Annotated in this window: 29 protein-coding genes and 1 riboswitch; of the genes, 16 read left to right on the forward strand and 13 right to left on the reverse strand. The window is 58.2% G+C overall.

The annotated features are described in order from the left end of the window. Positions 1-87 precede the first annotated feature (87 nt). Together HEP89_RS18920 and HEP89_RS18925 are read right to left on the reverse strand one after the other, a co-directional pair. Positions 88-750 (reverse strand): haloacid dehalogenase type II, encoded by a 663-nt coding sequence (locus HEP89_RS18920; RefSeq protein ID WP_023000980.1) that lies wholly within the window; start codon positions 748-750, stop codon positions 88-90. 121 nt (positions 751-871) lie between these two features. Then, on the reverse strand, positions 872-1,306 hold the full coding sequence (locus HEP89_RS18925) for a VOC family protein (protein ID WP_168692784.1): 435 nt from the start codon (positions 1,304-1,306) through the stop codon (positions 872-874). Positions 1,307-1,620: 314 nt separating this feature from the next. Here HEP89_RS18925 and HEP89_RS18930 point away from each other — a divergent pair, with 314 nt between their 5' ends. After that, a complete protein-coding gene (locus tag HEP89_RS18930) occupies positions 1,621-2,478 on the forward strand; it encodes a branched-chain amino acid aminotransferase (protein ID WP_055656627.1) in 858 nt (285 codons plus the stop codon). A gap of 10 nt (positions 2,479-2,488) precedes the next feature. On the opposite strand, the gene HEP89_RS18935 is transcribed toward HEP89_RS18930, so the two are convergent. Beyond that, positions 2,489-3,679, reverse strand: a complete 1,191-nt coding sequence (locus tag HEP89_RS18935; RefSeq protein WP_209014772.1) for a YbfB/YjiJ family MFS transporter — start codon at positions 3,677-3,679, stop codon at positions 2,489-2,491. Positions 3,680-4,479: 800 nt separating this feature from the next. Between HEP89_RS18935 and HEP89_RS18940 the strand changes: the two genes are divergently transcribed. The 4 genes from HEP89_RS18940 to HEP89_RS18955 all read left to right on the forward strand — a co-directional run bounded on the left by HEP89_RS18940 (position 4,480) and on the right by HEP89_RS18955 (position 7,340). Then, the gene (locus tag HEP89_RS18940; RefSeq protein ID WP_023000984.1) at positions 4,480-5,082 is read left to right on the forward strand and encodes a superoxide dismutase; all 603 of its coding nucleotides are present in this window, start codon (positions 4,480-4,482) and stop codon (positions 5,080-5,082) included. A 206-nt stretch (positions 5,083-5,288) separates the two neighbouring features. Beyond that, complete coding sequence (locus tag HEP89_RS18945; RefSeq protein ID WP_023000985.1) at positions 5,289-5,744, forward strand: cytochrome c; 456 nt, start codon at positions 5,289-5,291, stop codon at positions 5,742-5,744. A 143-nt stretch (positions 5,745-5,887) separates the two neighbouring features. Further along, positions 5,888-6,820, forward strand: a complete 933-nt coding sequence (locus HEP89_RS18950) for a cytochrome c (RefSeq protein ID WP_168692785.1) — start codon at positions 5,888-5,890, stop codon at positions 6,818-6,820. A 28-nt stretch (positions 6,821-6,848) separates the two neighbouring features. Further along, positions 6,849-7,340: a GNAT family N-acetyltransferase gene (locus tag HEP89_RS18955; protein ID WP_168692786.1), complete on the forward strand. Its 492-nt coding sequence runs from the start codon at positions 6,849-6,851 to the stop codon at positions 7,338-7,340. A 195-nt stretch (positions 7,341-7,535) separates the two neighbouring features. On the opposite strand, the gene HEP89_RS18960 is transcribed toward HEP89_RS18955, so the two are convergent. Genes HEP89_RS18960 through HEP89_RS18970 form a run of 3 tightly spaced genes read right to left on the reverse strand, consistent with a single transcriptional unit; the run spans position 7,536 to position 8,461 of the window. Next, positions 7,536-7,910, reverse strand: a complete 375-nt coding sequence (locus tag HEP89_RS18960) for a RidA family protein (protein ID WP_197923250.1) — start codon at positions 7,908-7,910, stop codon at positions 7,536-7,538. Between the two features lie 17 nt (positions 7,911-7,927). Beyond that, positions 7,928-8,146, reverse strand: a complete 219-nt coding sequence (locus HEP89_RS18965; RefSeq protein ID WP_055654933.1) for a DUF2798 domain-containing protein — start codon at positions 8,144-8,146, stop codon at positions 7,928-7,930. 6 nt (positions 8,147-8,152) lie between these two features. Then, a complete protein-coding gene (locus HEP89_RS18970) occupies positions 8,153-8,461 on the reverse strand; it encodes a putative quinol monooxygenase (protein WP_023000990.1) in 309 nt (102 codons plus the stop codon). 99 nt (positions 8,462-8,560) lie between these two features. Between HEP89_RS18970 and HEP89_RS18975 the strand changes: the two genes are divergently transcribed. Then, positions 8,561-9,487, forward strand: a complete 927-nt coding sequence (locus tag HEP89_RS18975; protein WP_168692787.1) for a LysR family transcriptional regulator — start codon at positions 8,561-8,563, stop codon at positions 9,485-9,487. A gap of 4 nt (positions 9,488-9,491) precedes the next feature. On the opposite strand, the gene HEP89_RS18980 is transcribed toward HEP89_RS18975, so the two are convergent. Together HEP89_RS18980 and HEP89_RS18985 are read right to left on the reverse strand one after the other, a co-directional pair. Further along, positions 9,492-9,890 carry a hypothetical protein gene (locus HEP89_RS18980; RefSeq protein ID WP_077292608.1) on the reverse strand — a complete coding sequence of 133 codons (399 nt, stop codon included), beginning with the start codon at positions 9,888-9,890 and terminating at the stop codon, positions 9,492-9,494. A gap of 204 nt (positions 9,891-10,094) precedes the next feature. Further along, entirely contained in the window at positions 10,095-12,179 is a 2,085-nt protein-coding gene (locus HEP89_RS18985) for a S9 family peptidase (protein ID WP_168692788.1), read from the reverse strand. A 143-nt stretch (positions 12,180-12,322) separates the two neighbouring features. Next, positions 12,323-12,536: riboswitch (cobalamin riboswitch) on the forward strand. Between the two features lie 106 nt (positions 12,537-12,642). Here HEP89_RS18985 and HEP89_RS18990 point away from each other — a divergent pair. The 6 genes from HEP89_RS18990 (at position 12,643) to HEP89_RS19015 (ending at position 16,897) form a co-directional block, all read left to right on the forward strand. After that, on the forward strand, positions 12,643-12,921 hold the full coding sequence (locus HEP89_RS18990) for a hypothetical protein (protein WP_156912473.1): 279 nt from the start codon (positions 12,643-12,645) through the stop codon (positions 12,919-12,921). Then, positions 12,911-13,315 (forward strand): DUF1636 family protein, encoded by a 405-nt coding sequence (locus tag HEP89_RS18995; protein ID WP_168692789.1) that lies wholly within the window; start codon positions 12,911-12,913, stop codon positions 13,313-13,315. The genes HEP89_RS18990 and HEP89_RS18995 overlap by 11 nt, the downstream gene beginning before the upstream one ends. After that, the gene (locus HEP89_RS19000) at positions 13,312-14,085 is read left to right on the forward strand and encodes an ABC transporter ATP-binding protein (protein WP_168692790.1); all 774 of its coding nucleotides are present in this window, start codon (positions 13,312-13,314) and stop codon (positions 14,083-14,085) included. The genes HEP89_RS18995 and HEP89_RS19000 overlap by 4 nt, the downstream gene beginning before the upstream one ends. 17 nt (positions 14,086-14,102) lie before the next feature. Next, positions 14,103-15,038: an ABC transporter substrate-binding protein gene (locus HEP89_RS19005; RefSeq protein ID WP_168692791.1), complete on the forward strand. Its 936-nt coding sequence runs from the start codon at positions 14,103-14,105 to the stop codon at positions 15,036-15,038. 53 nt (positions 15,039-15,091) lie between these two features. After that, complete coding sequence (locus HEP89_RS19010; RefSeq protein ID WP_168692792.1) at positions 15,092-16,153, forward strand: iron ABC transporter permease; 1,062 nt, start codon at positions 15,092-15,094, stop codon at positions 16,151-16,153. A 153-nt stretch (positions 16,154-16,306) separates the two neighbouring features. Next, entirely contained in the window at positions 16,307-16,897 is a 591-nt protein-coding gene (locus HEP89_RS19015; RefSeq protein ID WP_023000998.1) for a hypothetical protein, read from the forward strand. Between the two features lie 35 nt (positions 16,898-16,932). Here the strand turns inward: HEP89_RS19015 and HEP89_RS19020 are convergent, their stop codons facing one another. Together HEP89_RS19020 and HEP89_RS19025 are read right to left on the reverse strand one after the other, a co-directional pair. Further along, positions 16,933-18,168, reverse strand: a complete 1,236-nt coding sequence (locus tag HEP89_RS19020; protein ID WP_168692793.1) for an MFS transporter — start codon at positions 18,166-18,168, stop codon at positions 16,933-16,935. Positions 18,169-18,319: 151 nt separating this feature from the next. Then, the gene (locus tag HEP89_RS19025; protein WP_023001000.1) at positions 18,320-19,177 is read right to left on the reverse strand and encodes an SDR family oxidoreductase; all 858 of its coding nucleotides are present in this window, start codon (positions 19,175-19,177) and stop codon (positions 18,320-18,322) included. Between the two features lie 140 nt (positions 19,178-19,317). Here HEP89_RS19025 and HEP89_RS19030 point away from each other — a divergent pair, with 140 nt between their 5' ends. Then, entirely contained in the window at positions 19,318-19,752 is a 435-nt protein-coding gene (locus tag HEP89_RS19030) for a helix-turn-helix domain-containing protein (protein ID WP_023001001.1), read from the forward strand. A 43-nt stretch (positions 19,753-19,795) separates the two neighbouring features. Here HEP89_RS19030 and HEP89_RS19035 read toward each other — a convergent pair whose 3' ends face one another. The 3 genes from HEP89_RS19035 to HEP89_RS19045 form a co-directional block, all read right to left on the reverse strand. Next, the gene (locus tag HEP89_RS19035) at positions 19,796-20,554 is read right to left on the reverse strand and encodes a transporter substrate-binding domain-containing protein (protein WP_208984195.1); all 759 of its coding nucleotides are present in this window, start codon (positions 20,552-20,554) and stop codon (positions 19,796-19,798) included. Positions 20,555-20,710: 156 nt separating this feature from the next. Beyond that, positions 20,711-21,160, reverse strand: coding sequence for a peptide-methionine (R)-S-oxide reductase MsrB (gene msrB, locus HEP89_RS19040; protein WP_023001003.1), 450 nt, complete (start codon positions 21,158-21,160; stop codon positions 20,711-20,713). 166 nt (positions 21,161-21,326) lie between these two features. Next, the gene (locus tag HEP89_RS19045) at positions 21,327-22,304 is read right to left on the reverse strand and encodes a diguanylate cyclase (protein WP_168692794.1); all 978 of its coding nucleotides are present in this window, start codon (positions 22,302-22,304) and stop codon (positions 21,327-21,329) included. A 417-nt stretch (positions 22,305-22,721) separates the two neighbouring features. Between HEP89_RS19045 and HEP89_RS19050 the strand changes: the two genes are divergently transcribed. From HEP89_RS19050 to HEP89_RS19060, 3 genes are read left to right on the forward strand one after another with little or no spacing between them, the layout of a single operon-like run. Next, a complete protein-coding gene (locus tag HEP89_RS19050) occupies positions 22,722-25,112 on the forward strand; it encodes a putative monovalent cation/H+ antiporter subunit A (RefSeq protein WP_168692795.1) in 2,391 nt (796 codons plus the stop codon). Then, positions 25,112-25,531: a Na(+)/H(+) antiporter subunit B gene (locus tag HEP89_RS19055; RefSeq protein ID WP_023001006.1), complete on the forward strand. Its 420-nt coding sequence runs from the start codon at positions 25,112-25,114 to the stop codon at positions 25,529-25,531. The genes HEP89_RS19050 and HEP89_RS19055 overlap by 1 nt, the downstream gene beginning before the upstream one ends. Next, entirely contained in the window at positions 25,531-25,908 is a 378-nt protein-coding gene (locus tag HEP89_RS19060) for a Na+/H+ antiporter subunit C (RefSeq protein ID WP_023001007.1), read from the forward strand. Before HEP89_RS19055 ends, HEP89_RS19060 begins: the two co-directional genes overlap by 1 nt. The last annotated feature ends 5 nt before the right edge of the window (positions 25,909-25,913 follow it).

Raw genomic sequence — 25,913 nt, forward strand, 5'->3', positions numbered from 1 at the left:
TTTGGAAAAAATGGCCGGAACTGTTTTGAAAATAGAGAAACACAAAGCTGACGCTGTCTCCTCTTCCTGAAGGGAAGTGGTGTCAGGTCAGCCGAGTGTGGCGAGCCCTGTCAGATCCGCCAGAACCGCCTTGGGAGAAAGGTCCGGATATTCGTCAGGCATGCCCATCCGGTTCATCCACACGGTACGGAACCCGAATGCGGTAGCACCGGCAATATCCCAACGGTTTGAAGACTGGAAGGAAACCTCTTCCGGATAGATCCGGAAATGGGTCGTGACCATTTCATAGACCTGCGGATCGGTCTTGAAGGTTCGAAGCGCGTCGACGGAAAAGATCTCGTCGAAAAGTTCCGTCAATCCGGCGGCCTTGGCGGCAGCTTCGAGCATGGCCGGAGATCCGTTGGACAGGATTGCGATTTTAGCGCCGGTTGCCTTGAGGTTGGTCAGCACCTGCGGCACTTCCGGGTAACAATCAAGTTCCCAATAGGCGCTGAGAAGATCTTCGCGCAACGACTTGTCAGCGGAAGGCACCAGGGCGAATGCGGTGTCCAGGCCTTGCTGGGTCAGTTCCCAGAAGTCCAGATACTTGCCCATGAGGGCACGCACCCAGGAATATTCAAGCTGCTTTTCCCGCCAGAGAGACGACAGCCTCTGGGCATCCGGTCCAAGCTTCTCCGCATGTTTGCGGACGGCGGCATGCACATCGAACAAGGTTCCATACGCATCGAACACGTAAGCTGCATGCGCCATCTTCAAGACCTCCAAGCCCTTTCACGAAACCGCGGAAGAGAACAGCCTGCGGCCTCCTGCGTCAAGCGCAGCTATCTGCGACAAAGGTCGCAGGCAAGACTTATACAACAATTGTGCCCTGCTATTGGACTGGAGGCAGGGTGATTGCGCCATCCTCTTCCACCGGCCAGAACGGGTTATAGGCAATCTCGAGCAGGTGACCGCCGGGGACTTCCACGTAAGAGGAATACCCGCCCCAGAAGGCTTTCTGGGGTTCCTTGACCGATCGGGCACCCGCGGCGAGCGCTTTCAGGAAGCTTGTGTCCACCTCGGCTTCCGACCTGCCGTTCCAGGCGAGCGTCACCGCACCGGTGGGGCTGCCGGTAACAGAGCGTCCGATTTCCTCTTCCAGGGAGGCGCGGCCATAGAGGGCAAATACACTGCCGGGAACCTGGAAAAAGACCACTTCTGGGCCCGGCGAGGAATGAACCTGCCATCCCAGGCCGTCTTCGAAGAAGCGGCGTGCCTCGGCAACGTCTTCGACAACGAGCGTCGTCACGGAAATGCGCTGTTCCATTCTGAACTCCCAAAATTGCAACAAGAACATATAGTGAACTTTGTGTGGCGAGAGTCAATGGTCCGAGGGCGGGGGCATTGTTTCCAAGCCAAGGGTCGGTGAGGGGATCCACATCTTGTCATTGCAGAACCCGACTTGAAAAATTGATGTCGCTCAAGTGGGTGTTTTGGTGATTTTTATCCTGATATCACCGTATCTTGCGAAGAATGACAGCAACTTTCCTCAATTTCGCGGTAAGCTATTGACCTGCCGGGATGAGCGGTGTTGTTTCGGCGGACAGACTGCACAACCGCAGCGCAGAAAAGGGAAGAGACATGAGCGGATGGAGTGACACCTGGACCTGGATCGACGGGACTTGGCACGAGGGCAATCCGCCGATCATGGGCCCGCGCACACACGCTTCCTGGCTCGGTTCCAGCGTTTTTGACGGCGCCCGCTTCTTTGAAGGTGTGATGCCGGACATCGATCTACACTGCAAACGCGTCAACGACAGTGCCGTGGCGCTGGGCATGAAGCCGACCATGAAGGTTGGTGAAATGGTCGAGCTCACCAAGGAAGGCTGCGCCAAATTCGGTGGTGACCAGCAGATCTACGTCAAGCCCATGTACTGGGTCGAAAGTGACGGACCCGGGGTGATCGTGGGCGATCCGGACAGCACGCGGTTCTGCCTGTGCCTGTTCGATGCGCCGATGGCACCCAAGGATGCGGCGATGAGCATCACGCTGTCTCCATTCCGCCGTCCGACTGTTGAATGCATGCCTGTCAACGCCAAGGCCGGCTGCCTTTATCCCAACAATGCGAGAGCGATGCTGGAGGCCAAAGGGCGTGGCTTCGACAACGCGGTCGTTCGCGACATGCTGGGCAATGTCGCTGAACTGACATCGGCCAATATCTTCATGGCCAAGGAAGGCAAGGTACACACGCCGGTTCCCAACGGCACCTTCCTGAACGGCATTACCCGTCAGCGCGTCATTCAGCTGCTGCGGTCCGTTGGCTATGACGTTTTCGAGCGCACCATGGACTATGGCGAATTCCTGGAAGCCGACGAGATCTTCTCGACCGGGAACTACAGCAAGGTAACGCCGGTCAAGCGGATCGAGGAACGCGACCTGCAGCCGGGTCCGATCGCGGCTCGCGCAAGAGAACTCTACTGGGAATTTTCCCACGCCTGAGTGGGGAGTTTCATTTTACGACCAGTGCCGCGGCTACCACAAGCGCCGCGGCGGCTGCCAGGGATGAAGCAGTAAAGGACCCGGTCAGATGGTGCATCTGGCCGGCAACCCAGGGCCCGGCCATCTGCCCGACGCCAAAGCTTGCCGTCAGTACCGCAAGCATCTGACGGATTGCTGCCGGTCCGTCCCGGCTGACTTCGCGCCGTGCCTCCATCAGGCCAAGCGCGGTGATACCCATGAAGGTTGCCCCGAGGAGCGCTGCTCCGAAGAGGAAGAGCGCAGGCGCTGTGCTCACCGCCGTCAAGGCAACCCCTGCCGCTTCCAGCACGCAGGCAAGAGCGAAGCCCTTTCGAGTGCCCATGCGGGCGGCAATCCTGTTCCAGACGTAAATTGAAGGTGCAGCGCACAGCCCAACTGTCAACCAGACGAAGGCTTCGGTTGATTGAAGCGCCGGATTGGCGCGTGCGATCGTATTGACGAAGGTCGCGGTGATGACATAGCCGAAACCGAACAGACCGTAGGCCAGAATGAGGCGGATGCGACTGGCAGAGCCAAACGGAGATGCCGGCGGAGATGCCGGGGCTTCGTCGGGGGAGCTTTGCGCAGGTGTGGTGACCGGCTGGGGAGACGGCTCGGACGGCACCAGAAATGCAGCCACCAGAAGAAAACAAAGCGTGGCAGCGCCACTGGCCAGCCAGAGCCCACGCCAGTCTGCCCCCAGATGCGCCAGGAGGGCAACCAGAACAGCGGAAAAGGAAATGCCGCAGCCGACCCCGGCAAAGTGGAGGGCGCTCAAGCCGCCGCGACCGGCTGCCGTCAGCCGCTCCAGGATCAGGCTGGTTGAAAAGACCAGCGCAAAGGCGCTTGCGACGCCGCTGGCGAAGCGGATCAACAGAAACAGCGACAGGGAAGTGGTCAGCGCCATGGCGGCACTGGTCAGGGCGCTGGCAAGAAGCCCACCGAGAAACCACAGCCGGGGATTACCGGGCAGGGACCTTGAGGCGCCGGCAAGAGCTCCAGCCAGATATCCGAGAAAATTTGCGGACGCGATCAGGCCGGCATCATCAGGTGGCAACTGCAGGCCGTCGGTCATGAAGGGCAGTATCGGGGTATAGACGAACCGGCCAATGCCCATCGCGGCAGCAAGGGCGAGCAGACCACCAAAAGCCAATGCGGCAGGAGAGCGCGAGATGGGTGACATGGGGTTCCGGTCGTGAGGCGATAGCTGAAAACTGACATGCAGTCGTTGCTATCTTGCACGATCGCTCTGCTTTGTCATTTCCAGGAACGAGTTCCGGTTGGGTTGGTCTCTAGGGCAGGGTGAAGGCGATCAGTTTCCGGTGCGGACACCAGGGGCGACAAGACGAGTATTGGTGCGCATTGCCTTTCGCAGGGCATTGGTTCGCACCGACTGGACCTTGGAACCGGGAACCCAGGTCATGCAGGCCTTATGGATATAGTCGCAATGAACCATGCTCCACCGTAGCAACTGTTCGGGTAGCGGCAGGTCTTGTCGTTACACTATCAAATCCAGTTCTTTTAGCATTCGCCAAGAGCACTGCCGTTTCAGAGACTGGCCTGAGAGGTGATCGTGGCAGCAAGGAGAATATTTCTTGAGAAAATAAGTGAAATTGTCTATTTGTTATTTAATATCATGCTAGATATAAATTAGATAATGATTGAAATAAACTGAATATCATTATGTAATTCTATGTTGTTAAGGTGTTTTAATTAAAAATGACGGTGCTTTTCTTTCGAAAATTATTGATCACATTCCCGTGAATGGTGCAACTGCAGCCGTGTGGACGCGTTCCCCTCGTGGGAAGTGTCAATGGCAGATCGTACGTCCTAAAATAAAAAGAAAAAATTTCTTTATTTTGGGGATCGGCGCTTGCCGTGACGGCCCAGCAATCCTATTTTGCCGCTCGACGCGGCCGTTCCTGAATTCATTCTTGAGGCAGGAACGTCGCCGCCGGTCACCGACCTTTTAAGGAGTTTGTCATGTCTTTCGAATTGCCTGACCTGCCGTATGCATATGACGCGCTGGCCCCTTACATGTCTGCTGAAACTCTCGAGTTTCACCACGACAAGCACCACCAGGCCTATGTCACAAAAGGCAACGAGCTGCTCGCCGGCAGCGGCCTGGAAGGCAAGTCCCTGGAAGAAATCGTGAAGGAAAGCTTCGGCAAGAACGCTCCGCTGTTCAATAATGCCGGTCAGCACTACAACCACATTCACTTCTGGAAGTGGATGAAGAAAGACGGTGGCGGCAGCTCGCTTCCGGGTGCGCTGGCTTCCGCTATCGACAGTGATCTTGGTGGTTTCGACAAGTTCCGCGCCGACTTCATCGCCGCCGGTGTTGGCCAGTTCGGCTCCGGTTGGGCCTGGCTCGCAGTCAAGGACGGCAAGCTGGAAATCATGAAGACCCCGAATGGTGAAAACCCGCTGGTACACGGCGCAGCGCCGATTCTCGGCTGCGATGTGTGGGAACACTCCTATTACATCGACTATCGCAATGCGCGTCCGAAGTACCTCGAAGCTTTCATCGACAGCATGGTCAACTGGGACTACGTGCTGGAAATGTACGAAGCTGCAACGAAGTAATTCGGGATACATCCCGTTTTGCGAAACCCCGGCCTGAAAAGGTCGGGGTTTTTTGTTTGGCTGTTTCGTCAGCGTTGACGCTGTGTTCACCGAACATGGCGCACTTCACGCGACCGTGATTTTCAGACCGAGCGGTACATGGGCTGTACTCGCACTGGTGAATCATTGCCGAAGGCAATTTCCACGAGAGGGAGAGAACGATGCGAATGATCAAATCGGCTGTTGTATTGGGTCTTGCGGCCGGGATTGGCCTTGCCGGTTCCATTGCTCAGGCGTCTGACGATCCGATTGCGACCCGGCAGGCTATCATGTCGTCGGTCGGCGCGGCCGCCGGGCTCGGTGGAGGCCTGATGAAAGGGGAGATCGCCTATTCTCCTGCTGCCGGTAAGGCTGCCATCGCAACGATGAATGCTGCAGCCCTGACATTCGGAGACTATTTCCCTGCAGGTTCCGATCAGGGTGAAACCGGTGCCGCTGCCGCCATTTGGGAAAATCCGGACGGATTTTCCGCTGAGCTGGCCAAGTTTGCGGACGCGACTTCAAAAGCCTTCGAAGCATCCGGCAAGGACGGTCCTGCGGATGTCGAGGCTTTCAAGGCTGCGATGGGCCCCGTGTTCGGCTCTTGCAAATCGTGTCACGAAACTTACCGTAAGAAAAACTGACCGGCGGCATTCCGGGGTCTACCGCACACAGACTGCAACAGGCAGGCTCCAGACTGTGAGACAGATCAGCGGCTTTTCACCCTGTCCGGGTTGAAGAGCCGCTGTTTTGGCGTTTCGGTGCCAGGAAGACCCAGGGAGACCTCATGAAAAAGGCTGTCATCGTCCTCGTCGTTCTTGCCGTTGTTGCGGCAGGTGCGGGTTGGTTCCTGTCCGCGCCGACGAAGCTGAGCGAAGCCCAGCTTGCTGCCATTGCGGAAGGGGATGCGTCGCAAGGGGAACTTGTATTCTGGGCCGGCGGTTGCACGTCCTGCCATGCGGCCAAGGATGCTGCGGGAGACGACAAGCTGAAGCTTGGCGGAGGCCTTCGCCTGGAGACGCCGTTCGGGGTGTTTGTTGCCCCGAACATTTCGTCCAGCACGGCAGACGGTATCGGAGCCTGGTCGCTTGCTGATTTCGCCAATGCCATGACGCATGGCACATCACCGGACGGGCGAAACTATTACCCGGCGTTCCCTTATACTTCCTATGCCCGCATGTCTGGCGAAGACATCGGCAATCTATTTGCCTTCATGAAAACGCTGCCATCCGTCAACGGCAAGACGCCACCTCACGAGCTCGGTTTTCCGTTCAATATCCGTCGGGGGTTGGGGCTGTGGAAACGGCTGTTCCTGGATCCGTCACCCGTCATAGCCGCCCCTTCAGGCGGGAACGAAGTCGACGCTGCCCTTTGGGACCGCGGGCGGTATCTGGTGGAAGGGCCCGGCCACTGCGGTGAATGCCACACGGCTCGAAATTTTGCAGGGGGACTGGATCTGGCGAAATGGCTCGGTGGCGCACCGGCTCCCACAGGAGAAGGCCGTATTCCGGACATTACGCCGGTTGATGGTGGTTTCGGCAGTTGGAGCGCAAGCGATATTGCCTATTATCTGGAAAGCGGCTTCACGCCTGAATACGATTCCGTCGGTGGTGAAATGGTGCATGTTCAGGAAAACATGGCCAAGCTTCCTGCCAGTGATCGTGAAGCGATCGCCGCCTACCTGAAAGCCATCCCGCCCGTTGCGCCGACAGCCAACTGACGACATCACGCGGATATTTTGTCATTCCATGATTCAATCGCAGCAAATTTCGATCGTACCCGTTTCAACCGAAAGCGACCTGGCGCCGATCCGGCACCTGTTTCGGGCCTATGTCGACTGGCTCGGCATCGACCTTTCCTACCAGGGCTTTGAAGAAGAGCTTGCAGGTCTGCCGGGGAAATACGCGCCGCCGTCCGGGGCGCTTTTCCTGGCGAAGGATGAGGAGGGCTCGGTTCTCGGTTGTGTTGGCCTGCGGGCGTTCGGAAAAGACGGTGCGTGTGAAATGAAGCGGCTTTACGTCCTGCCGGACGGACGCGGCAAGGGTGTTGGTGGTGCGCTGGTGGAGGCTGTAATCGCAGCGGCGGTTGCCGCCGGCTACCGGGAGATGCTGCTGGACACGCTGCCAAGCATGACGGGTGCCATCAAGCTCTATGAAGCCGCAGGGTTTGAGCAAGTTGGCGCCTATTACGATACGCCGATCCTGGAGACGGTTTTCTTCAGAAAGCAACTGAACGGGTAAACAACTGACGCTTTCAAACAAAACCACCTGCGAGCAGGTGGTCAAGTTTCGCTTTTTATTATTGGGTCGTTTTGCCCGTGCACAGTTATTCGAGAAATTGGAACGCGTATCTCCAGAAAGTTGTAGAGCCGGTCCATTGCTATTCAACTAAGGGATAATACGTATTTCTCAATCCGGTTGCAAGTCGTTCATCGATCAGGTTGCAATGATCGCTTCAACTTCGACCCTCAGCTGTGGGTGAAACAGTGCGGCAACACAGACCAGCGAGCTAGCAGGAACCTCATTTTCATAGAGTTCTGCAAGGGCTGACCGGATTTCCGGCAAGTCGGTCATGCCGGTGACGAACACGGTTACTTTCACCAGATCTTTCAGTGATCTTCCGTAGTAGGCAGCGATCGTGTTCAGCTGAGCGAACACCGCCCTGATTTGCGGGCCGGCCGAATCGGCCTGAGCAGGTGTGCCGAAAGCTGTGAAACCGGATGTATAGACCGTCTGTCCATGCCGAACGGCGTGAGTATAGGGGCCGGCGGGCAGGCCCAGTTCCTCGAAATTCTGTCGAGCAAGAGGCATTATTTTTCCTTTTCTGATTACGGCAGGCGGGCTGAAAGGAACAGTGTTGCCCTTTGCACGGGCGGGCCAAGAAAGAAGGCGATGACGGCAGCGGCGGGCCATGCCAGGCGAAAGGCATTCATCCATTGCCAGAAGAACCTGTCGCTCCAGCCGAGGTTCAGGAATGTGACCCAGCACGACATCAAGAGCGACAGACCCAGCGACATCAGGAACGTCGCGATCAATCGGTTCTTCATGGTCGCCTACCTTTTGATCGCTTCGCTGGTGCCGATTTCGCCCAGTTCTTCAATGTAGCTGACCTGTGTCAGGTTCTGCGCGAGATAGGCCTTGGTGTGCGGCATTTCGAAATGGGCGGCCAGGGCGTCCTTGTCTGTCCAGCTTTCCCAGAGGGTGAACTTGTCGGGATCCTGCAGGTTCTGCCGGATTTCAAAGAAATTGCAGCCGGGTTCGTGTTGGGTTTCAGCCACAAGTCGGCGCAGTTCCGTCTCTGCCCTGGTCCGCTCCGCACCCTGTTGCAGTTCGATACCAGCGCTGATGAAGTAATTGCCCATGAGTGTCTCCGTTGCGTTTAAGGACGAAGACAGACTTATTGATTTCTCTAATATCAATCTATATCGAATAATGAGAGTTTAAATTTTGAAAATGAAATCATGCTCGACGACATCGCCTTGTTCGTTCATATCGCGCGTAATCGAAGCCTGGCAAAGGCTGCTGCGCATCTCGGATTGCCTGCGGCAACGGTGACCCGGCGCCTGGCGAAGCTGGAGGAAACCATAGGCACGCAGTTGGTCTTCCGCTCCGCGCGGAAGTTCGATCTGACGGTGGCGGGTGAAGCGTATTTCGAGGCCTTTGCCGACCTGGTTCAAAACGCTGAGACGACATTGGACGGGCTAAGCACCGATCTGCACGGTCTTCGGGGAGCGTTGAAGGTGGCGGCGCCCACCAATATTTCCATCGGCATCCTGCAGCCCATGTGGTCGGATTTTCTCAAGACCTTTCCGGAGATCCAGCTGACGCTGACGCTCAGCAACGAGAACAAGGATCTGCTGGAACACAGGGTCGATATTGCCCTCCGAGCCGGACCCCAGACCGATGAGCGGCTTTACCAGAAGCGTCTCGGGGTGGTGGCAACGGTTCTCGTTGCGGCGCCTGCTTATCTTCAACAGGCGGGTGCCCCGGAAAATCCGGACCAGATCGGCCGGCACAAGGTGGTGCGGGTGTCCACGCTTCCGCAATGGCAACTGACAAATCGGGAAACGGGCTGCCGCGAGACCGTGCCTGTCGATGCGCGTGTCGTTGTCGATGACATCAGTCTTGCCCGGCAACTGGCCGGCGATGGTCACGGGCTCGCTCTGTTGCCTGTGAGCGAGATTTCCGATGACCTGATTTCAGGCCGCCTCACACCTGTGCTCGCAGACTGGCAAGGGCAGCAACGGGATATCTTTGCGGTATGGCCCACCGGGCGGCTGCTCAATGCCCGGGCGCGCTGCCTGCTTGATTACATGGAACCGTTCATGGCAGCGCTTCCCGTGTTTCAGGGGACTGTCGTCCAGCGTGATCCTGCAAGATCCGCTTGATGTCCTACGCAGTGTAGGGATTGCAGCGGATGTAGCGCGGCTGATCGATGTAGCTGGACATGACCGCAAGCCATGCGTTGCATTCGCCTTGAGTCTTGAAGCAACCGGCCTGGGAAATGATGTATTTCTGGCTGAAATTGAAGACCTTGCCACCGGCAATGCCTTTCCAGCCGCTGCCGGTAAAGGTGCGGCAGTCATAAGCTGTGTTGTAGGTGCTGGGAATGTCCTGCCGGTTCTTGGTGAAGGTGGGGGAGAACAGCAGCGTTTCCACCACATTGCCGCCGGTCGTGTCGTAGGACTGGCATGCGGCAAGGCTCAGCGTGGCGGCCATGACCGGTACCAGGCGCAACACCTTTTTCAGCCCATCAGCAAGGCGGTGCGGAAGTGTGCGGTAGCAGGTCATCACGGGCTCCAGTGAACAGCATCGGTACGGTCCAGGACCGTTCAATTGATTGATTTGCAACAACTCTCACATGAGCCGAAGACTTGGTCAAAATCAAGTCACGTTCGCTCGGGTGGTACCCGCAAGGGCGTGTGAAAGGAATTTAGGTTCCCGGGCGTGCGAACTGCTCCGCACGCCCGGAAAATCCTCGGGTCTGACGAGGTGTCAGGCCTTGTCGGTCACCAAAAGGGCAAAGGCTTGGGTTTCGGCGACTTCCTTCAGCCGGTCGAAACGGCCGGAAGCGCCGCCATGACCGGCTTCCATGTTGGTTTTCAACATCAGCAGCTTGTCACCTGTGCCGGTTGCCCGCAGCTTGGCAACCCATTTGGCCGGCTCCCAGTAGGTTACGCGCGGATCGGTCAATCCGCCTACCGCCAGGATGGCCGGATAGGCCTTTGCCTCAACGTTGTCATAGGGAGAGTAGGACGCGATGTAATCGTAGGCTGCCTTGTCCGTGATGGGGTTGCCCCACTCGGGCCATTCCGGCGGCGTGAGCGGCAGCGTATCGTCCAGCATAGTCGACAGAACGTCGACAAACGGAACTTCGGCAATGATGCCGCCGAATTTTTCCGGTGCCAGATTGGCAATCGCACCCATCAGCATGCCGCCGGCCGAGCCGCCCTGAGCGACGATACGGTCGTGCGATGTGAAGTTTTCCGCAACAAGATGGTCTGCCGCGGCTATGAAGTCGGTGAAGGTATTCTTCTTGTTCTCGCGCCGCCCATCCTTGTACCAGTGGAAGCCCTTGTCCTTGCCGCCGCGAATATGGGCGATGGCGTAGACGAACCCCCGGTCGACCAGCGACAGGCAGTTGGTGTTGAAGCTCGCCGGAATGGTGATGCCGTAGGAACCATACCCGTAAAGCAGCAGAGGTGCGGAGCCATCGAGCCTGGTGTCCTTCCGGTAGAGCACAGACACCGGCACGGTTTCGCCGTCGGCTGCGGGAGCCATCAACCGGCGGGTGACATAATCGTCCGCATCATGGCCGGAAGGCACTTCCTGTTCCTTGCGCAGAATACGCTCGCGGGTCTCGACATTGTAGTCGAAGGTCTGCGATGGCGTTGTCATCGAGGAATAGGTGAAGCGGATCGTGCTCGTGTCGAACTCGTAGCCGCCGCCAAGGCCGAGCGAATAGGCTTCCTCGTCGAAGGCGATGGAGTGCTCGATGTTGTCTGCAAGCCGGCGGATCACGATGCGCGGCAAGCCGTCTTCGCGCTCCAGCCGCGTCATGAAGGACTTGTAGACGCAATGCGACAGGATCAGGCATCCTGCCTTGTGGGGCACAAGATCGGACCAGTTTTCGCGGCCGGGATTGCCTTTCGGCGCAGTGACGATCTTGAAGTCCTCGGCGCCGCCTGCGTTGGTCAGGATGTAGAGTGTGTCGCCGTGATCGTCGATGGAATACTCGATACCGGTCTCGCGCTCTGCGACAAGCACCGGTTCGGCGGTCGGGTCGGTGGCCGGGATCATCCAGACTTCGGACGTCTCGTGATCATGAATGTCGATGACGATGGTGTCGCCGGACTGGGTCTTGCCGACGCCCATGAAGAAGCCGGCATCCTTTTCCTCGTAGACGAGAACGTCGCTCGCCGGGTCGGAACCGACTTCGTGACGGAAGAGTTTCGAGGGCCGGTGGTTGGCGTCGAGGCGAACGTAGAACACATAGCGGCTGTCTTCCGAGAAGACGCCGCCGCCGCCCGTGTCCTCGATGGCGTAGTCGAAATCCTTGGCAGACTGGGCGTCGCGCAGCTTCAGTGAATAATATTCCGAGCCCTTGTCGTCATAGGCCCAGGCGATGAGCGCGTGATCCGTCGACTGGCTGACGCCGCCGATCCGGAAATATGCCGTTCCTTCTGCTTCCTTGTCGCCATGGAGAAGAACCGTTTCCGCGCCGCCGTCACGCGGGGTGCGAAAGAAAACCGGTTGCTGGCCGCCGGTTTCATACTTGAGGCCGTAAGCGAAAGGCCCGTCGGGCGCCGGAACCGAGCTGTCGTCTTCCTTGATGCGGCCGCGCATCTCCGCAAAAAGCTTCTCCTGCAGAGTCTTCGTCGGTGCCATCTGCGCTTCGTGATAGGCATTTTCCGCTTCCAGATAGCTGCGGATGTCGGCATCCAGCACGGACGGGTCCTTCATGACCTCCTGCCAGTTGTCCGCCCTCAGCCAGGCGAAGTCGTCCTGGCGGGTAATGCCGTGGGTCTCAAGGGTGAGGGGGCGCGCTGCGGCGCGCGGGGGAAGGGCGTCCTGTTTCATGGATCGGAGGTAAGATTTTTGAGCCTTGAAGGCAAGGGTCAATACTGCCGAGGCGGCTGGGTGTTTCCGCTTCCAGGCAATCCTGTCGTGCTTTCAGACAAGAGCAGCGACCCGCAAAAGTCTTTGACATTTTTTAGGCGTTCGCGCACTTAGGAAGAGATGGTTCCCGACTCCGAACTCCGGACCGGGATTAAAAGGGAACACGGTGCGACGAGCCCGAAAGGCTGCAAATCCGTGACTGCCCCCGCAACTGTGAGCGGTGAGCAAACCTGAAAGCGCCACTGGGGAGACCCCGGGAAGGATCAGGCAAGCAATGACCCGCAAGTCAGGAGACCTGCCATTTCACCTTAAACCTTAACCCGGGCGGGGTGCCCCGGAGGAGTGAGTGACATGGCCAATCGGCACCTGCCGGCAAAGTTGCACATTCGGTTCCTGACTGCCCCGCGAAATCGCGGAGGGCGATATGAACCGGAAATTTTCTGCTGAATTCTCAAGACTTGCTAACCTCCTGACCGAGGCTGATCCGCTGGCGACGCGCGCAGCACGCGCGATGGTTCCCGATGGGCTGCAAAAATCTGTTGTCAGCGAGAATATAGGTAATGTAATAACATTACATGATGATTGTTCCAAACGTACCCGATCCGGCCGTGCCCAGTGCAACGAGGAAAGCAATGCCTTTGCTTTTCCGCAGCCTCCTGTCGGTTCACTGGCAGAAGCCGTGGAGGCGCGTCATGAGCAATGATCCGCACAAGATATTTGTCTGCACGACCTGTCGTCACAATGGGCAGACTTGCCATCCCGGATATGGGCTGATCTGCAAGCTGAAAAGTGCAATGGCACAGGCAGTGCCTGTGGTTGGAGACGAATTCGAAATCAGTGGAACAGCCGACATGGAGAGCTGTTCGAGACCTTGCACGTTGGCATTCAAGGCCACCGACAAGGCGATCTACCTCTTTGGGGACATTGAGGACGATACGGACATCGATGACCTTGTCGACTACGCCAATCGGTATCGCCAGATTGAAAATGGATGCGAGGTGACCGAGGAAAGCCACGGCAAGCGCTGGAGCGCATCGCAAGGCCGGCTTCCGGCAGCGATGATCGTTTCGGAAGAAGACGGGACGGCGTTCTCATGACGGGGGTCGATCTGTTTGTCCGGGAGGTCAGCTGGAAGACGGGGCAGGGCAAAACCATTTTGCATCCGCTCAGCTTCGATCTGCCTGCCGGTGAGGTTCTTGGAATTGCCGGCGCCAATGGTGCCGGCAAATCCACCCTGTTGCGGCTGCTCTATCGTTTCCTGAAACCGAAAACGGGTGAAATCCTTCTGGATGGCACGGATCTCTGGCACATCAGTGCCAGAGAGGCCGCCAAAACGATCGCCGCCGTGCTTCAGGAGCAGCCGACCGATTTTGCCTTGACCGTGCGCGAGATCGTCACACTCGGCCGGCGTCCCCATGCAAACGGTATTGCCGGCGCAGGCAAGCGGGACGCCGAGATCGTCGATGACTGTCTCGGGAAAATGGATCTGCTGTCCTATGCCAAAAGAGCCTTCGGCACATTGTCCGGGGGGGAAAGGCAACGGGTGATGGTGGCCCGGGCGCTGGCGCAAGAACCAAGGCTTCTGGTGCTGGATGAGCCGACGAACCATCTGGATATCCGTCATCAGCTCGAGATCGTCGAGCTGATTGCCGATCTGGACATTACCATTGTCACCAGCCTGCACGACCTCAACCTGGCAAGCCGTGTCTGCGACAAGGTCTTGCTGTTGCATGAGGGCCGACTGGTTGCCCAGGGAATGCCGGAGACGGTGCTGACCCCCGGCAACATTGAGCAAGCCTATTCGGTACAGGTCCGACTGGAGCAACTGTCTGCCAGCCGCGAACGCTACCTGACCTTCCATCTTTGAATTTCTGGAGACTTAAAATGAAAAAATTTGCCCTGGGCCTCGCGCTCACCTTTCTGTCTGTTCCGGCATTTGCGCAGACGAGTGTGGAAAGCTGCAACCGCACGGTGACCTTCGACACGCCGCCCAAAGCAGCTGTTTCGAATGACGTCAACCTGACCGAGATGATGCTGGTACTTGGCCTGCGCGACCGCATGGTTGGATATACCGGCATTTCAGGCTGGAAGACGCTGGACGCGGAGATGCGTGAGGGCGTTGCCGAACTTCCCGAACTCGCGTCGAAATATCCGAGCAAGGAAGTGCTGATCGGGGCCGACGCCGATTTCTTCTTCGCCGGCTGGAATTACGGCATGAAGGTGGGCGGTGAAGTGACGCCTGAAACGCTGGAGCCGTTCGGCATCAAGGTCTACGAGCTGACCGAATCCTGTATTCATATCGGCGACAAGCCGAAGGCGTCTCTGCAGGATCTCTATAACGACCTCCTCAACCTCGGAAAGATCTTCGGTGTCGAAGATACAGCCCACGATCTTGTTGCGGCCTACAAGCTGGAGCTGGACCGGATCGCGGCAACGGTGCCTGCTGGTGAAGAGCCGCTGCGGGTCTTTGTCTACGACAGCGGTGAGGACAAGCCCTTCACTGCCGGACGGTATGCCATGCCGACAGCGCTTATCGAGGCAGCCGGCGGCGTCAACGTGATGGACGATTTTGAAAAGAGCTGGGCGACCGTCGACTGGGAAACCGTGGTGGAAAAAGACCCGGACATGGTTGTGATCGTCAACTACGGCGAAGTGACGGCTGACCAGAAACGCGACTTCATGAAACACAATCCCGCCCTGGCCAATATTGCAGCCGTCAAGAACGACCGGTTTGTCGTCCTGGACTATGTCGAGGCAACCCCGGGGCCGCGGAACCTCAAGGCCATCGGAAAGCTCACCGAAGCGTTCTGGGGAGAGTGAGCCTTGCAGAAGATGCTTCGAACTGCCGTTGCAGGCAGAAACGATGGGCCCGCATGAGCGTGCTCACGGACAAAAGCGCTGGCCTGCGCCGGTTGCGGGGGAATGGGATATTGCTTCTGGCCGGTGTGCTGGTGCTGGCTATTTCCATTGTAGCCGCCATCGGTGCGGGTGCGGTGGCGATCCCGGGCGGCACTGTCTTCAAGATCCTGGCCAACGGTGTGATGCCGGATCTGTTCGCGATTGACTGGTCCAAGGGCCGGGAGGCTATCGTCTGGGAGATCCGGTTTCCGCGGGCGCTGCTGGCCGGGTTTGTCGGTGCAGGTCTGGCCGTTGTTGGCGCAGCCCTGCAATCCGTCACGCGCAATCCACTGGCCGATCCGCATCTGCTCGGCATTTCGTCCGGTGCAGCGGCTGGCGCCATTCTTGCCCTGTTGCATACAGGCCTGTTTCTGGGATTGATGACCGTTCCACTGATGGCATTCGCCGGGGCATTGGCGGCAACTTTTCTTGTACTCGGGGTGACACGGTTTGCATCTGCAACCAGTGCCGACCGGCTGGTGCTGGCCGGTGTGGCCGTGTCCTTCATCATCATGGCGATCGCCAATATCCTGATTTTCCTGGGCGATCCGAGGGCAACGCATACGGTTGTCTTCTGGATGCTGGGTGGTCTCGGTCTTGCCCAATGGGCTCAACTGCCGTTTCCGCTTGGCATTCTGCTGCTGGTGGCGCCGTATTTTCTGCTGCGGTCTGCCGATCTCAATGCGATGACCATCGGCGATGAAACAGCGTCGACGCTCGGCATTCCGGTGGCCCGTTTCCGTCTCACGGTGTTTGTGCTGGGAGCTCTGATCACCGGTGTGATGGTCGCCTTTTCAGGCATCATCGGCTTTGTCGGGCTGATGGTGCCGCATATTGCCCGCTTTCTGGTAGGGGGCAATTATAGCCGGGTTCTGCCGGCATCAATGATGCTTGGCGCAATCTTCCTGATCTGGGCGGATATCATCGCACGAACGCTCCTGTCCCCCGAGGATATGCCAATCGGCATTGTCACCGGGCTGATTGGCGGCATTTTCTTCGTGCTCCTCCTGCGCTCCCGCACGGGTCAGGCACACTAGAACCTCGCATGGTCCGCTGCCGGCCGTTCAACCGGGCCTGGTTGAACGGTCGCTGGTCAGAGCGAGGCTCAAGGTTCGTTGTGGTAGATCTCGACGGTTTCCATCAGGCAGCATTCGTATAGTGTTGCTTTATCGAGACCAAAACGGACCCACATGGACAAACTTCCCACCAATCTTGCGGAATTCACACACATCCGGATCATCATCGGCATGGTGATCGGGCTGGGTGTTGCGCGGCTGCTCAATGGCCTCGCGCGGTATGTTCAGCATCCCCAACGCGAAGAGATCTACAGCGTGCACCTTGGGTGGTCGTTGTTCATGCTTTTGTCCGTCGTTCACTTCTGGTGGTTCGAATTCGCACTTGGCCGCATTCAGGTCTGGACGTTCGAAAGCTATCTGTTCGTCATCGCCTTTGCCGCACTCTACTTTTTTATTACCGCCGTGCTTTATCCGGACAAGATGGGCGAATACGCCAGCTACAAGGATTATTTTCACGCCAGGCAGACCTGGATCTACGGCTTGCTTGCCCTGATGTTCGTGCTCGACATCGTGGACTCGCGTCTGAAGGGGATCGATTACTTCAACGATCTTGGAACCGCGTATCTGGTGCGTCAGATCGTGATGATCGTGCTGGTGCTGGCCGCGACGAGGATCCGCAAGTCCGCTTATCACATCGGTCTCGTCAGCGTTGTCCTGCTGTCGCAGATCTGGTTGATCACCAGCAACTTCAGCGTTCTGAAGTAACTGGCGTCCTCTGGCCGTTGATCGAAACCACAGTCTTAAGCCGCTGCGCCCGTCGGCCTCATCTTGCCGCGCATGAAGATGAAGATCATCACTGCCATGTTGAGGAAGTTCCAGGCGATACCGTTCAGGAACGCGGCCTGGTAGGAGCCTGTGAGGTCATAGATCCAGCCGGACAGCCAGCCCCCGAGGGCCATGCCGAGAATTGTCGCCATGATCACCAGGCCGACACGCTGTCCAGCTTCGCGGGCCGGCAGGTATTCTCGCACGATCACGGCATAGCTCGGCACGATGCCGCCCTGCGACAAGCCGAAGATGAGGGACACGAGGTAGAGTGAAGCCAGGCCGTTGAAGGGAATGAACAGGAACAGCGCGGCGCATTGCAGCACGGAACCGATCAGCAGGGTCATGACACCGCCGATCTTGTCGGCAATATATCCGGATGCCAGCCGGCTGATGACACCGGCACCGGTCATCAGTGCGATCATGTCCGCTCCGGGGGCAACGCCATAACCCAGATCGACGCAATAGGCGACGATGTGAACCTGTGGCATCGACATGGCGACGCAGCATGCAAGACCCGCGACCACGAGAAGAGCCTGCAGGACGGCAGGCGGCAGGCTGGTGTCCTGGCGACCGAAACGGGCCGTGGCCGCACCGGTGCTCAGGGATGTGTCCGGAGGAGGCCGGCGCAGCAAAAGGGCCAGCGGCACCATGGCGACAAGGCAGATGACGCCGATGAGGATATAGGTCTGGCGCCAGTCGGAGGTCGCAAGGCTCCACTGGATCAGCGATGGCCAGAGCACACCGGCAAGATAGTTTCCGCAGGCGGCGCAGGCGACCGCAAAACCGCGCCGTTTCAGGAACCAGTGTGAGATGTCGGCGATCAGCGGGCCGAATGTGGCCGCGGTGCCCAGACCGATCAGTAGGCCCTGCGTCAGAGAGAAGCTCCAGACATCCGGCGCAAAGGCGGCCAGGACGAACCCTGCGCCAAGCGAAAAAGCAGAGCCGATGACGGGTATGACAATGCCGTAACGGTCGACGACGCGGCCAAGCAGGTAGTTGCCCGCGGCAAACCCGAACATCGTCGCGGTGTAGGGCAGGGACGCTCCGGCACGATCGATCCCGAAATCCGTCTGGACGGCGGGCAGAACGATGACAACCGCCCACATGCCGGCACCACCAAGGGTGCTCAGCAAAATCGAAATCGCCAACCGGAACCAGGCGTAAGGCCCGTCCTGGACGTATGGATCGGATGCGTTGGCAAGGGACATGATCGGGTACCGGGAAAGTGCAGAACCATCTGCCTAACAGGTTCGCCGATGGGGAACCAACAAATATCCTTGAACCAACCGACCACAAATTCAAATGATTGCACGAAGGCGAAAGGGCCGCCTTCGTGCAAGAGCAGACGTTTAGCGGACGTCAGGCGTTCGCTTTCAGGCTTTCGGAGATGAAATCACTCAACGACCGGGTCGGATGACCGATCAGGTCCTCCAGGGCCGTGGAAGTCGTGAAGAGCTCGCCTTGAGACGCGCCTCTGTCGGAATCAGCGAGGACATTTGCAAAGCCTTCCGGCAAACCTGCCTGGACCAGGATGCCGGCATAGGTTGCTTCTGGCAGGTTGTTGAACGGTATCTCACGGCCGGACTGGCTGGAGAGCTCTGCTGCCAGGTCGGCAAGACTGAACGCAGGTGATCCGCCAAGTTCCAGTGCTCGCGTGCTCAGGTCGCTGCCGGCAACGGTGCGGGCTGCGGCTTCTGCGTAATCTTCGCGTCCAGCGGCGGAAAACTTGCCGTCACCGCTTGCGCCCGCAACGGCACCATGGGCAAGGGCAGCCGCTACAGTGCCGCCGAAATTCTCGATGTACCAGCCGTTGCGCAGCACGGCATGGGCAATGCCGCTTTCGCGCAGCATCCGTTCCGTTTCGGCATGTTCCACACCCAGCTGGAGGCTGGACTGCGGAACGTTGAGAAGGCTGGTGTAGACGATGAAACGGACGCCGGCTGCCTTGGCTGCATCGATGACGGCCTTGTGTTGCGGCGCGCGCTTGCCGACCTCCGATCCGGAGATCAGCAGAAGACGCTCAACACCTTCCAACGCAGCCGGCAGGGTGGCGCTATCATCGTAGTCAGCCTTCACCACCGAAACCTGGTCCGTGGCAAGATCGCCGGCTTTTTCCGGTGAGCGGACAAGCGCGCGAACTGGCTCGGCGGTGAGGCCGGCAAGATGTTTGAGGACGAGACGGCCCAGCTGACCATTGGCACCCGTGACTGCGATCATTGTGTTTCTCCTTGAAGGTTGATCGTTCGAAAATGCATCGGATGCTGCCCATGTAGACGGATCACTTACTTTTTGTTAGTACGTACAAAAAGGTTAGTTTTGAGATTTATCGGATCTCGGACAAAAAACTGGAAAACAGGATGAGCGACACGGCAGAAATAACCCCCAAGTGCGTGCTGAACAGCGGCGCGCCCTTGTCCGAATTGATGCAGCAGGGGGAACTGCTCAACCAGAACTGTCCATCACGCGAAATCCTGCGGCATCTCACGAGCCGTTGGGGCGTGTTGGTGCTGATTGCGCTTCTGGAAAAAGATCAGCGGTTTTCAGAACTTCGCCGCACCGTGGGCGGCGTCAGTGAAAAGATGCTGGCGCAAACGCTGCAGACTTTGGAGGCCGACGGGTTCGTCAACCGGTATTCCCACCCGGTGGTGCCACCGCATGTCGATTACAGCCTGTCCCCGATCGGCCGGGAGGCTGCAGAGAAAGTGCGAGAATTCGCTGACTGGATCGAGGTCAATATCGCCAGGATCCTGTCCGCCAAATCCGGCCACGAGGAGGCCGTGGCAGCGGAATAAGGATTTGAGGCGTTTTTCCGGCCCTTGATCGGGAGATGAACCGTCAGTGGGTATAACGGTCGACGATCTGCCAGTATCTCGGATCGCGCCACACCCTGGAGACGGCAGCCGACAGTCGGCCTCTGATCTGCGGGTCGAGATCCTTGTTGGCCGCCAGCCACTGGATGCCGTGGGTAACCGGAGCGCCGATGACGAGACTTCCCGGGTCGTATCCCTGCTGGCGGAACATGTAGCTGGCCCGAACAGACATGGTGTACCAGGCATCGATCCTGCCGGTCTTGAGCATGACGCTCATCTGTTCGGCTGATGGTATTTCCTCAACGTTGCGAACACCGAACCGCTGGAGGATCTGGCTGCGCTGGCTGCCGAGATGCACCCCGATGACCTTGCCGCTCTCAATAGCCTTTTCAAAGGTATCCAACGGCTGGTCGAGCGTTACGAATGCGCTTTCCGTATAAAGCAGGGGTGCGATGTACTGGAATTTCTCACTGCGGTTCCTGGAATAGGCAGCAGTGAAGAGAAGTGAACCGGGCGTGTTTTCAGCCAGTAGCTGCGCGCGCCTCCAGGGGGCGAAGCGGATCTTGATATCCAGGCCGGCCTCTTCTGCAACGAGCTCCATGAGCTCGACTGCAATGCCCTTCTCCTGCTCATTGATGGAGAGAGGGGGCAAATATCCGGTGAATGCGACCAGCTCTTCTGCGGCAGCTGGTGAAGACAGGACCGGTTGGCCGGCAAGTCCCAAGCCGAGGCCGAAAACCAGTGCGCGCACGCAGGTGCAAGCAAAACTCCGTAGTACAGACAAGTCCCACCCCGATGTTCTTGAAGTTTGTGATGCTATTATTATCAGGGGTGTGTAACTGAAATCTAAAACTGGAAACTGTTCTTGAAACGGGCTTTTTAATGCATGCATTAGATCTGCCCGCCCCGAAGCTGTAGCCGAGGCGGGCAGATGAACGGTCTATTCTGACTTGGCGGGCGGCCGGCCGCCGTGAACGAAATTCATTGCATGGCCATTGAGGCAATAGCGCAAGCCTGTCGGTGGTGGCCCGTCCGGGAAGACGTGACCCAAATGCGCGTCGCAACTGCTGCAACGGATTTCGGTTCGGATCATGCCATGGGACTGGTCTTCAAGTTCCCGGATCGCATTCGGGTCGACTGCCTCGAAAAAGCTGGGCCAACCGCAGCCGGAATCGAATTTTGTATCCGACATGAACAGCGGCGTTTCGCAGCACACGCAATCGTAACGGCCGATGAGCTTGTTGTCCCAGTAGGGACCGGTGAAAGGGCGCTCGGTGCCGGATTGGCGGGTCACATAGAACTGCTCGGGTGTAAGCTGCTCCATCCATTCGGCGGTGGTCTTCCTGATGGGGGGAGATGCTTTTTCGTGGCGGGTGGTTTCGTCGCTCATTCGGCATTCCTTATTTGATGTTTTTCCCAGAAATAGGGGCGTGCACAGGTTGCTGCAAGCCGGAGCAGATAACGGTTTCGTCAATCGTCACCTGCGGAGCCAGGCCGTGCTTCATCCGTTCGTGGATTGGAAGGTGCTCTTGATTGTCGCCGTGAAAGGTCCGGGGCTAGCGAGCCAGGTGGCTTAAGGACGTCTTCACCCGGTTACCGCCTTCCTGTCTCGCCTGAAAAACGCAGTTTTCGGCAGCGGCGAGGAGAAATTCCGAGCTTTCCGAGACCCCCGTCTGTTCCACGACCGCGCAAGCCGCACCGACGGAGGCCGTCATGACGCCATTGCCGGCGGTATTTTCCGGGTTGGGAATGCCAAGGTCCTGAATGGCCACGTGCAGATACGCGCTGATCGTCTCGGCGCCCATTTCGTGAGTTCTTGGAAGGAGGAGAGAAAATTCCGCCGTTGCCGTTCGTGCGACGATATCTGCCGGACGCCGCGCGGTTTCCTTCAGGGTATCGGCTACCCTGGTCAGGCAATCCTCGGCAGCGCTCAGTCCGAACCGCTCCACCAGAGCTTCGAAACGGTCGAGAGACACCTTGATCAGACTGGTGTGGGTCTTTTCACGCAAGGCGATTGCCCATTCCCGTTTCAGGCCATCCTCGAAGGCACGGCGGTTGAGAAGTCCGGTGAGCGGATCCGTCTGGGTTGCCGCATCCAGCAGGCTTTCCAGCTCCTTGCGTTTGGAAATGCTGCGGAAATAGACCGCGAATGCGTAAGGCTTGCCGGCGGCATCTTCCAGAAGATGCGTGGTCACCTCCGCCCAGACCATAGGGCCGAAGGCGGAACGGAGCTGAAGATCGGCATGGGGAAGGGGGGCGTTGGCATCACCGCTGCCGGAAAGGATCCGGTGCAGAAGATCTGCATCGGTGTTCGGGCTGGCCAGATAGACCAGGTCGCTCAGGTGATCGACCAGTTTGTCCGCACTCCATCCGAACATGCGCTCGGTTGCGGGAGAGATGAAAGCGGGCGTGCCGTCCAGACCGATCAGAACAATGGCTTCATTGCCAAGTTTGACGAGCGTTTCAAAGTCGATGTTGGACGGGCGGAGCAGATCCGTTCCCGAAGGCGTATCCCTATTGCTACCCAACACCATCTTCTGTGCCTCGCTCGAATTCCGTGGCAACGCATTCCCGAATTGAAACTGAACGGTATTCACGCTTTGAAATCAAGTGGCAAGCTGCCTTTCTTGGATGCAGACGGAGGTGGTTTGACCCGAGTGTGAATGTTGTCGGGTGTATTGCGGGCGCCGATACCTCAAGTTTCGGCCGTGATACGTTTTCAGCACAGAATAAATCTGTGAGATCCCCACTTGTCAGTCCTGCCCCTGACAAAAGCGCTCATGTGACGCGGGTGAATTTACCGAAAATCGACAGACATACGCTTGAACACGTAAATTCAACTGCCTAAGACATGTCATAACCCATCGGGACCGTTATTATCCGGCGGATCGGGGCTGATTCGAGCAGGCCCGTTTCCGTCGTTTCTTTAAAAACCGTGACGAAAGATCAGCATGACGCCAGCCTTGATCGACGACACCACTCTCTATGCCGTCCTCGCGCCCTTTGCTGCGGCTGTGGTTGCGCCTTTTCTGACCCGCTGGTTCAAGCACAATGCGGCCTGGCTGCTTGCTATCGTGCCGGCTTTGATCTTTCTGCATTTCACAGGGTTCGTCGAACCCGTGTCAAAAGGGGAAAGCTTCGTTGCGGCAAAGCCCTGGGCGCCCAGCTATGGTGTGAACTTTTCCGTCTATGTCGATGGATTGTCGACGTTGTTCGCCTTGCTGATTTCAGGCATCGGAACCTTCATTATCCTGTATGCCGGCGGCTATCTCAAAGGCCACCCGCAACAGGGCCGGTTCTTCTCGTTCCTGTTGATGTTCATGGGGTCGATGCTCGGCCTCGTGCTCGGCAACAACCTGATTTCCCTTTTTATCTTCTGGGAACTGACGTCGATCACGTCCTTCCTGCTGATCGGCTTCGATCACCTGCGCGCCGCGTCCCGCCGGGCCGCGCTGCAGGCGCTCGTGGTCACGGGCGGCGGCGGTCTGGCCCTGCTGGCCGGTTTCATCCTGATTATCTCCGCCACGGGCGAAATCGAGATGTCGGTGCTGCTGGCCTCGCCGGACATCATCAAGGATACCACGCTCTACGTGCCGATCTTCTTCCTGGTCCTGGGCGGCGCCTTCACCAAGTCGGCGCAGTTTCCGTTCCATTTCTGGCTTCCCAACGCCATGGAAGCGCCGACACCTGTTTCCGCCTATCTGCATTCGGCAACCATGGTGAAGGCCGGCGTCTATCTTTTGATGCGCATGCATCCGCTGCTGGGGGGGACAGAACTCTGGACAACGGTCCTGCCGCTGTTCGGTGGCATAACACTGCTGGTGGGCACGATCCTGGCGGTGCGCCAGACCGATCTGAAGCTGATGCTTGCCTACACGACCGTGGCATCGCTCGGGCTTCTTGTTATGTTGACCGGGACCAGCCAGGAAAAGGCGCTCGAAGGCGCTGTCCTCTATCTTCTCGCGCACTCCCTGTTCAAGGGCGCGCTCTTCATGGTTGCCGGCACGATCGATCACGAAGCCGGTACGCGTGACATCACGAAGCTGGGCGGCTTGCGTTCGGCGATGCCGATCACGTTTGCAGCTGCCTGTCTTGCGGCGCTTTCCATGGCCGGCCTGCCGCCTTTCATTGGCTTCATTGCCAAGGAAGTACTTTATTACGGCACCTGGGGCTGGCTGGAACTCGGTCTGCCCATCACCATCACTGCTGTCATCGGCAATGCCTTGATGCTGGTGATTGCAGCCGCGGTTGCCATCAAGCCCTTCCTTGGTCCGAAAGTGGAAACGCCGAAACATGCGCACGAGGGACCTGTTCTGCTGTTCGCCGGTCCGGTGTTCCTGTCTGTGACCGGCCTCGGGCTGGCCCTAATTGCGCATACAACTGGTGAACTGTTCATCGGGCCGACCCTGTCTTCACTTCTCGGCAAGACGACGCAAATCGAACTTCATCTGTTGCCGACGTCGATCAACGCACCGCTGCTGCTGTCGCTGGTCACCATCGGTCTCGGGATTGCTCTGTTCACTCAGATCGACCGCCTGCGCGGGCTGATCGGCTCTGTCCTGACAACGATCGGTTGGGGACCGGACAAGGGGTTCGACCAGTTCGTGGCCGGTATTGTCGGATTGTCCTGGCGGATCACGCGCCTGCTGCAGTCCGGCAAGATGCAGACCTACATGATGCTGACCTTCATCTTCACGGGCGCTGCCGTGTTGTTGCCGGGCTTCCTGACGGACAGCCTGCCGGCAATGCCGAAGATGCCCGACTATCGCTTCTATGAATGGGGCATCCTGCTGATCGCCTTCTTCGGGTTGATCGCCGTACTTGTCGCCAACACCCGCCTGACAGCCATCGTGTCTCTCGGCATCCAGGGCTTTGCGGTTGCCTTGATCTTCATGATGTTCGGCGCGCCGGATCTCTCCTTCACCCAGTTCATGGTGGAGACGTTGTCGGTCGTCATCCTTGCTCTGGTCATGACCAGACTGAACCTGTCGCCCAGTGACCACCGGCATGGTCTTGCCGCGATTGTCACCGGGATCGTTGCGATCGGTGTCGGTCTCGGCCTGACGCTGACGCTGCTTGCAATCACGCAGCAGCCCTTCGACAGCCGTTTGTCCGACTTCTTCGCCCAGTTCAGCCGCTCCATTGCCCATGGCCGGAATATCGTCAACGTGATCATCGTCGACTTCCGCGGCTTTGATACGCTGGGTGAAATCGCCGTGGTGGTTCTGGCCGGGCTTTGTGTTCTGGCGCTCATCCGGGTGCGGACGAAGCCTGAAAAACCGATCGAGAAACCGAAGACGGTCGCACCGCCCACACCGGCCCAGACTGGGGAGGCTCACTGATGCGTACGATCATCTTCCGCACCATTGCGCCCTATCTGTCCGCGCTGATGGTCCTGTTTTCGATCTTTGTGCTGCTGCGCGGCCATAACGAGCCGGGTGGTGGATTTATCGGCGGCCTGATTGCCGCATCGGCGTTGGCGATTTTTGGTATCGCCTGCGGTGTTGCTTCCGTTCGCCGCGCCATCGTATTCCACCCGATGGGGGTATCCGGTTTCGGACTGTTCCTGGCGGCTGTGGCAGGCATCCCGTCGATATTCAAGGCGCAGGCCTTCATGACCAGCCAATGGCTGGAGGTACATGTTTTCGGCGTGGAGATCGCCTTGTCGACGCCGTTGTTCTTCGACATTGGCGTTTACCTGGTGGTGGTGGGTGCCATCGGCTCCATTGCACTGGCGCTTGAAGAAAGGGAGGCCGACTGATGGAAACCGGCGTTGTCATCCTGATTGGCCTGTTCTTCACCGTGGCCGTCTACCTGATGCTGTCCAAGCAGCTTGTGCGCATTCTTCTGGGTATCGCCATTCTGGGCAATGCCGTGAACATGCTCATCTTTACCAACGGGCGCCTGACGCGCGAGGTTCCGCCGCTCATTCCGGAACATCTCTATGCTCCGGAAACCGCGACGGCCAATCCGTTGCCGCAGGCACTGGTGCTGACGGCTATCGTCATTTCCTTTTCGTTCTTTGCGTTTCTGCTGGTGCTGGCCTTCCGGGCCTACCAGGAACTTGGCACTGATGAAGTCAACGAAATGCGCATCGCCGAACCCGAACACGACCAAACTCCGCCGCAAGGGTACTAAGCTAC

Origin of the sequence: Labrenzia sp. 5N, assembly GCF_012395805.1 — a bacterium.
Lineage (GTDB): Bacteria > Pseudomonadota > Alphaproteobacteria > Rhizobiales > Stappiaceae > Roseibium > Roseibium algicola.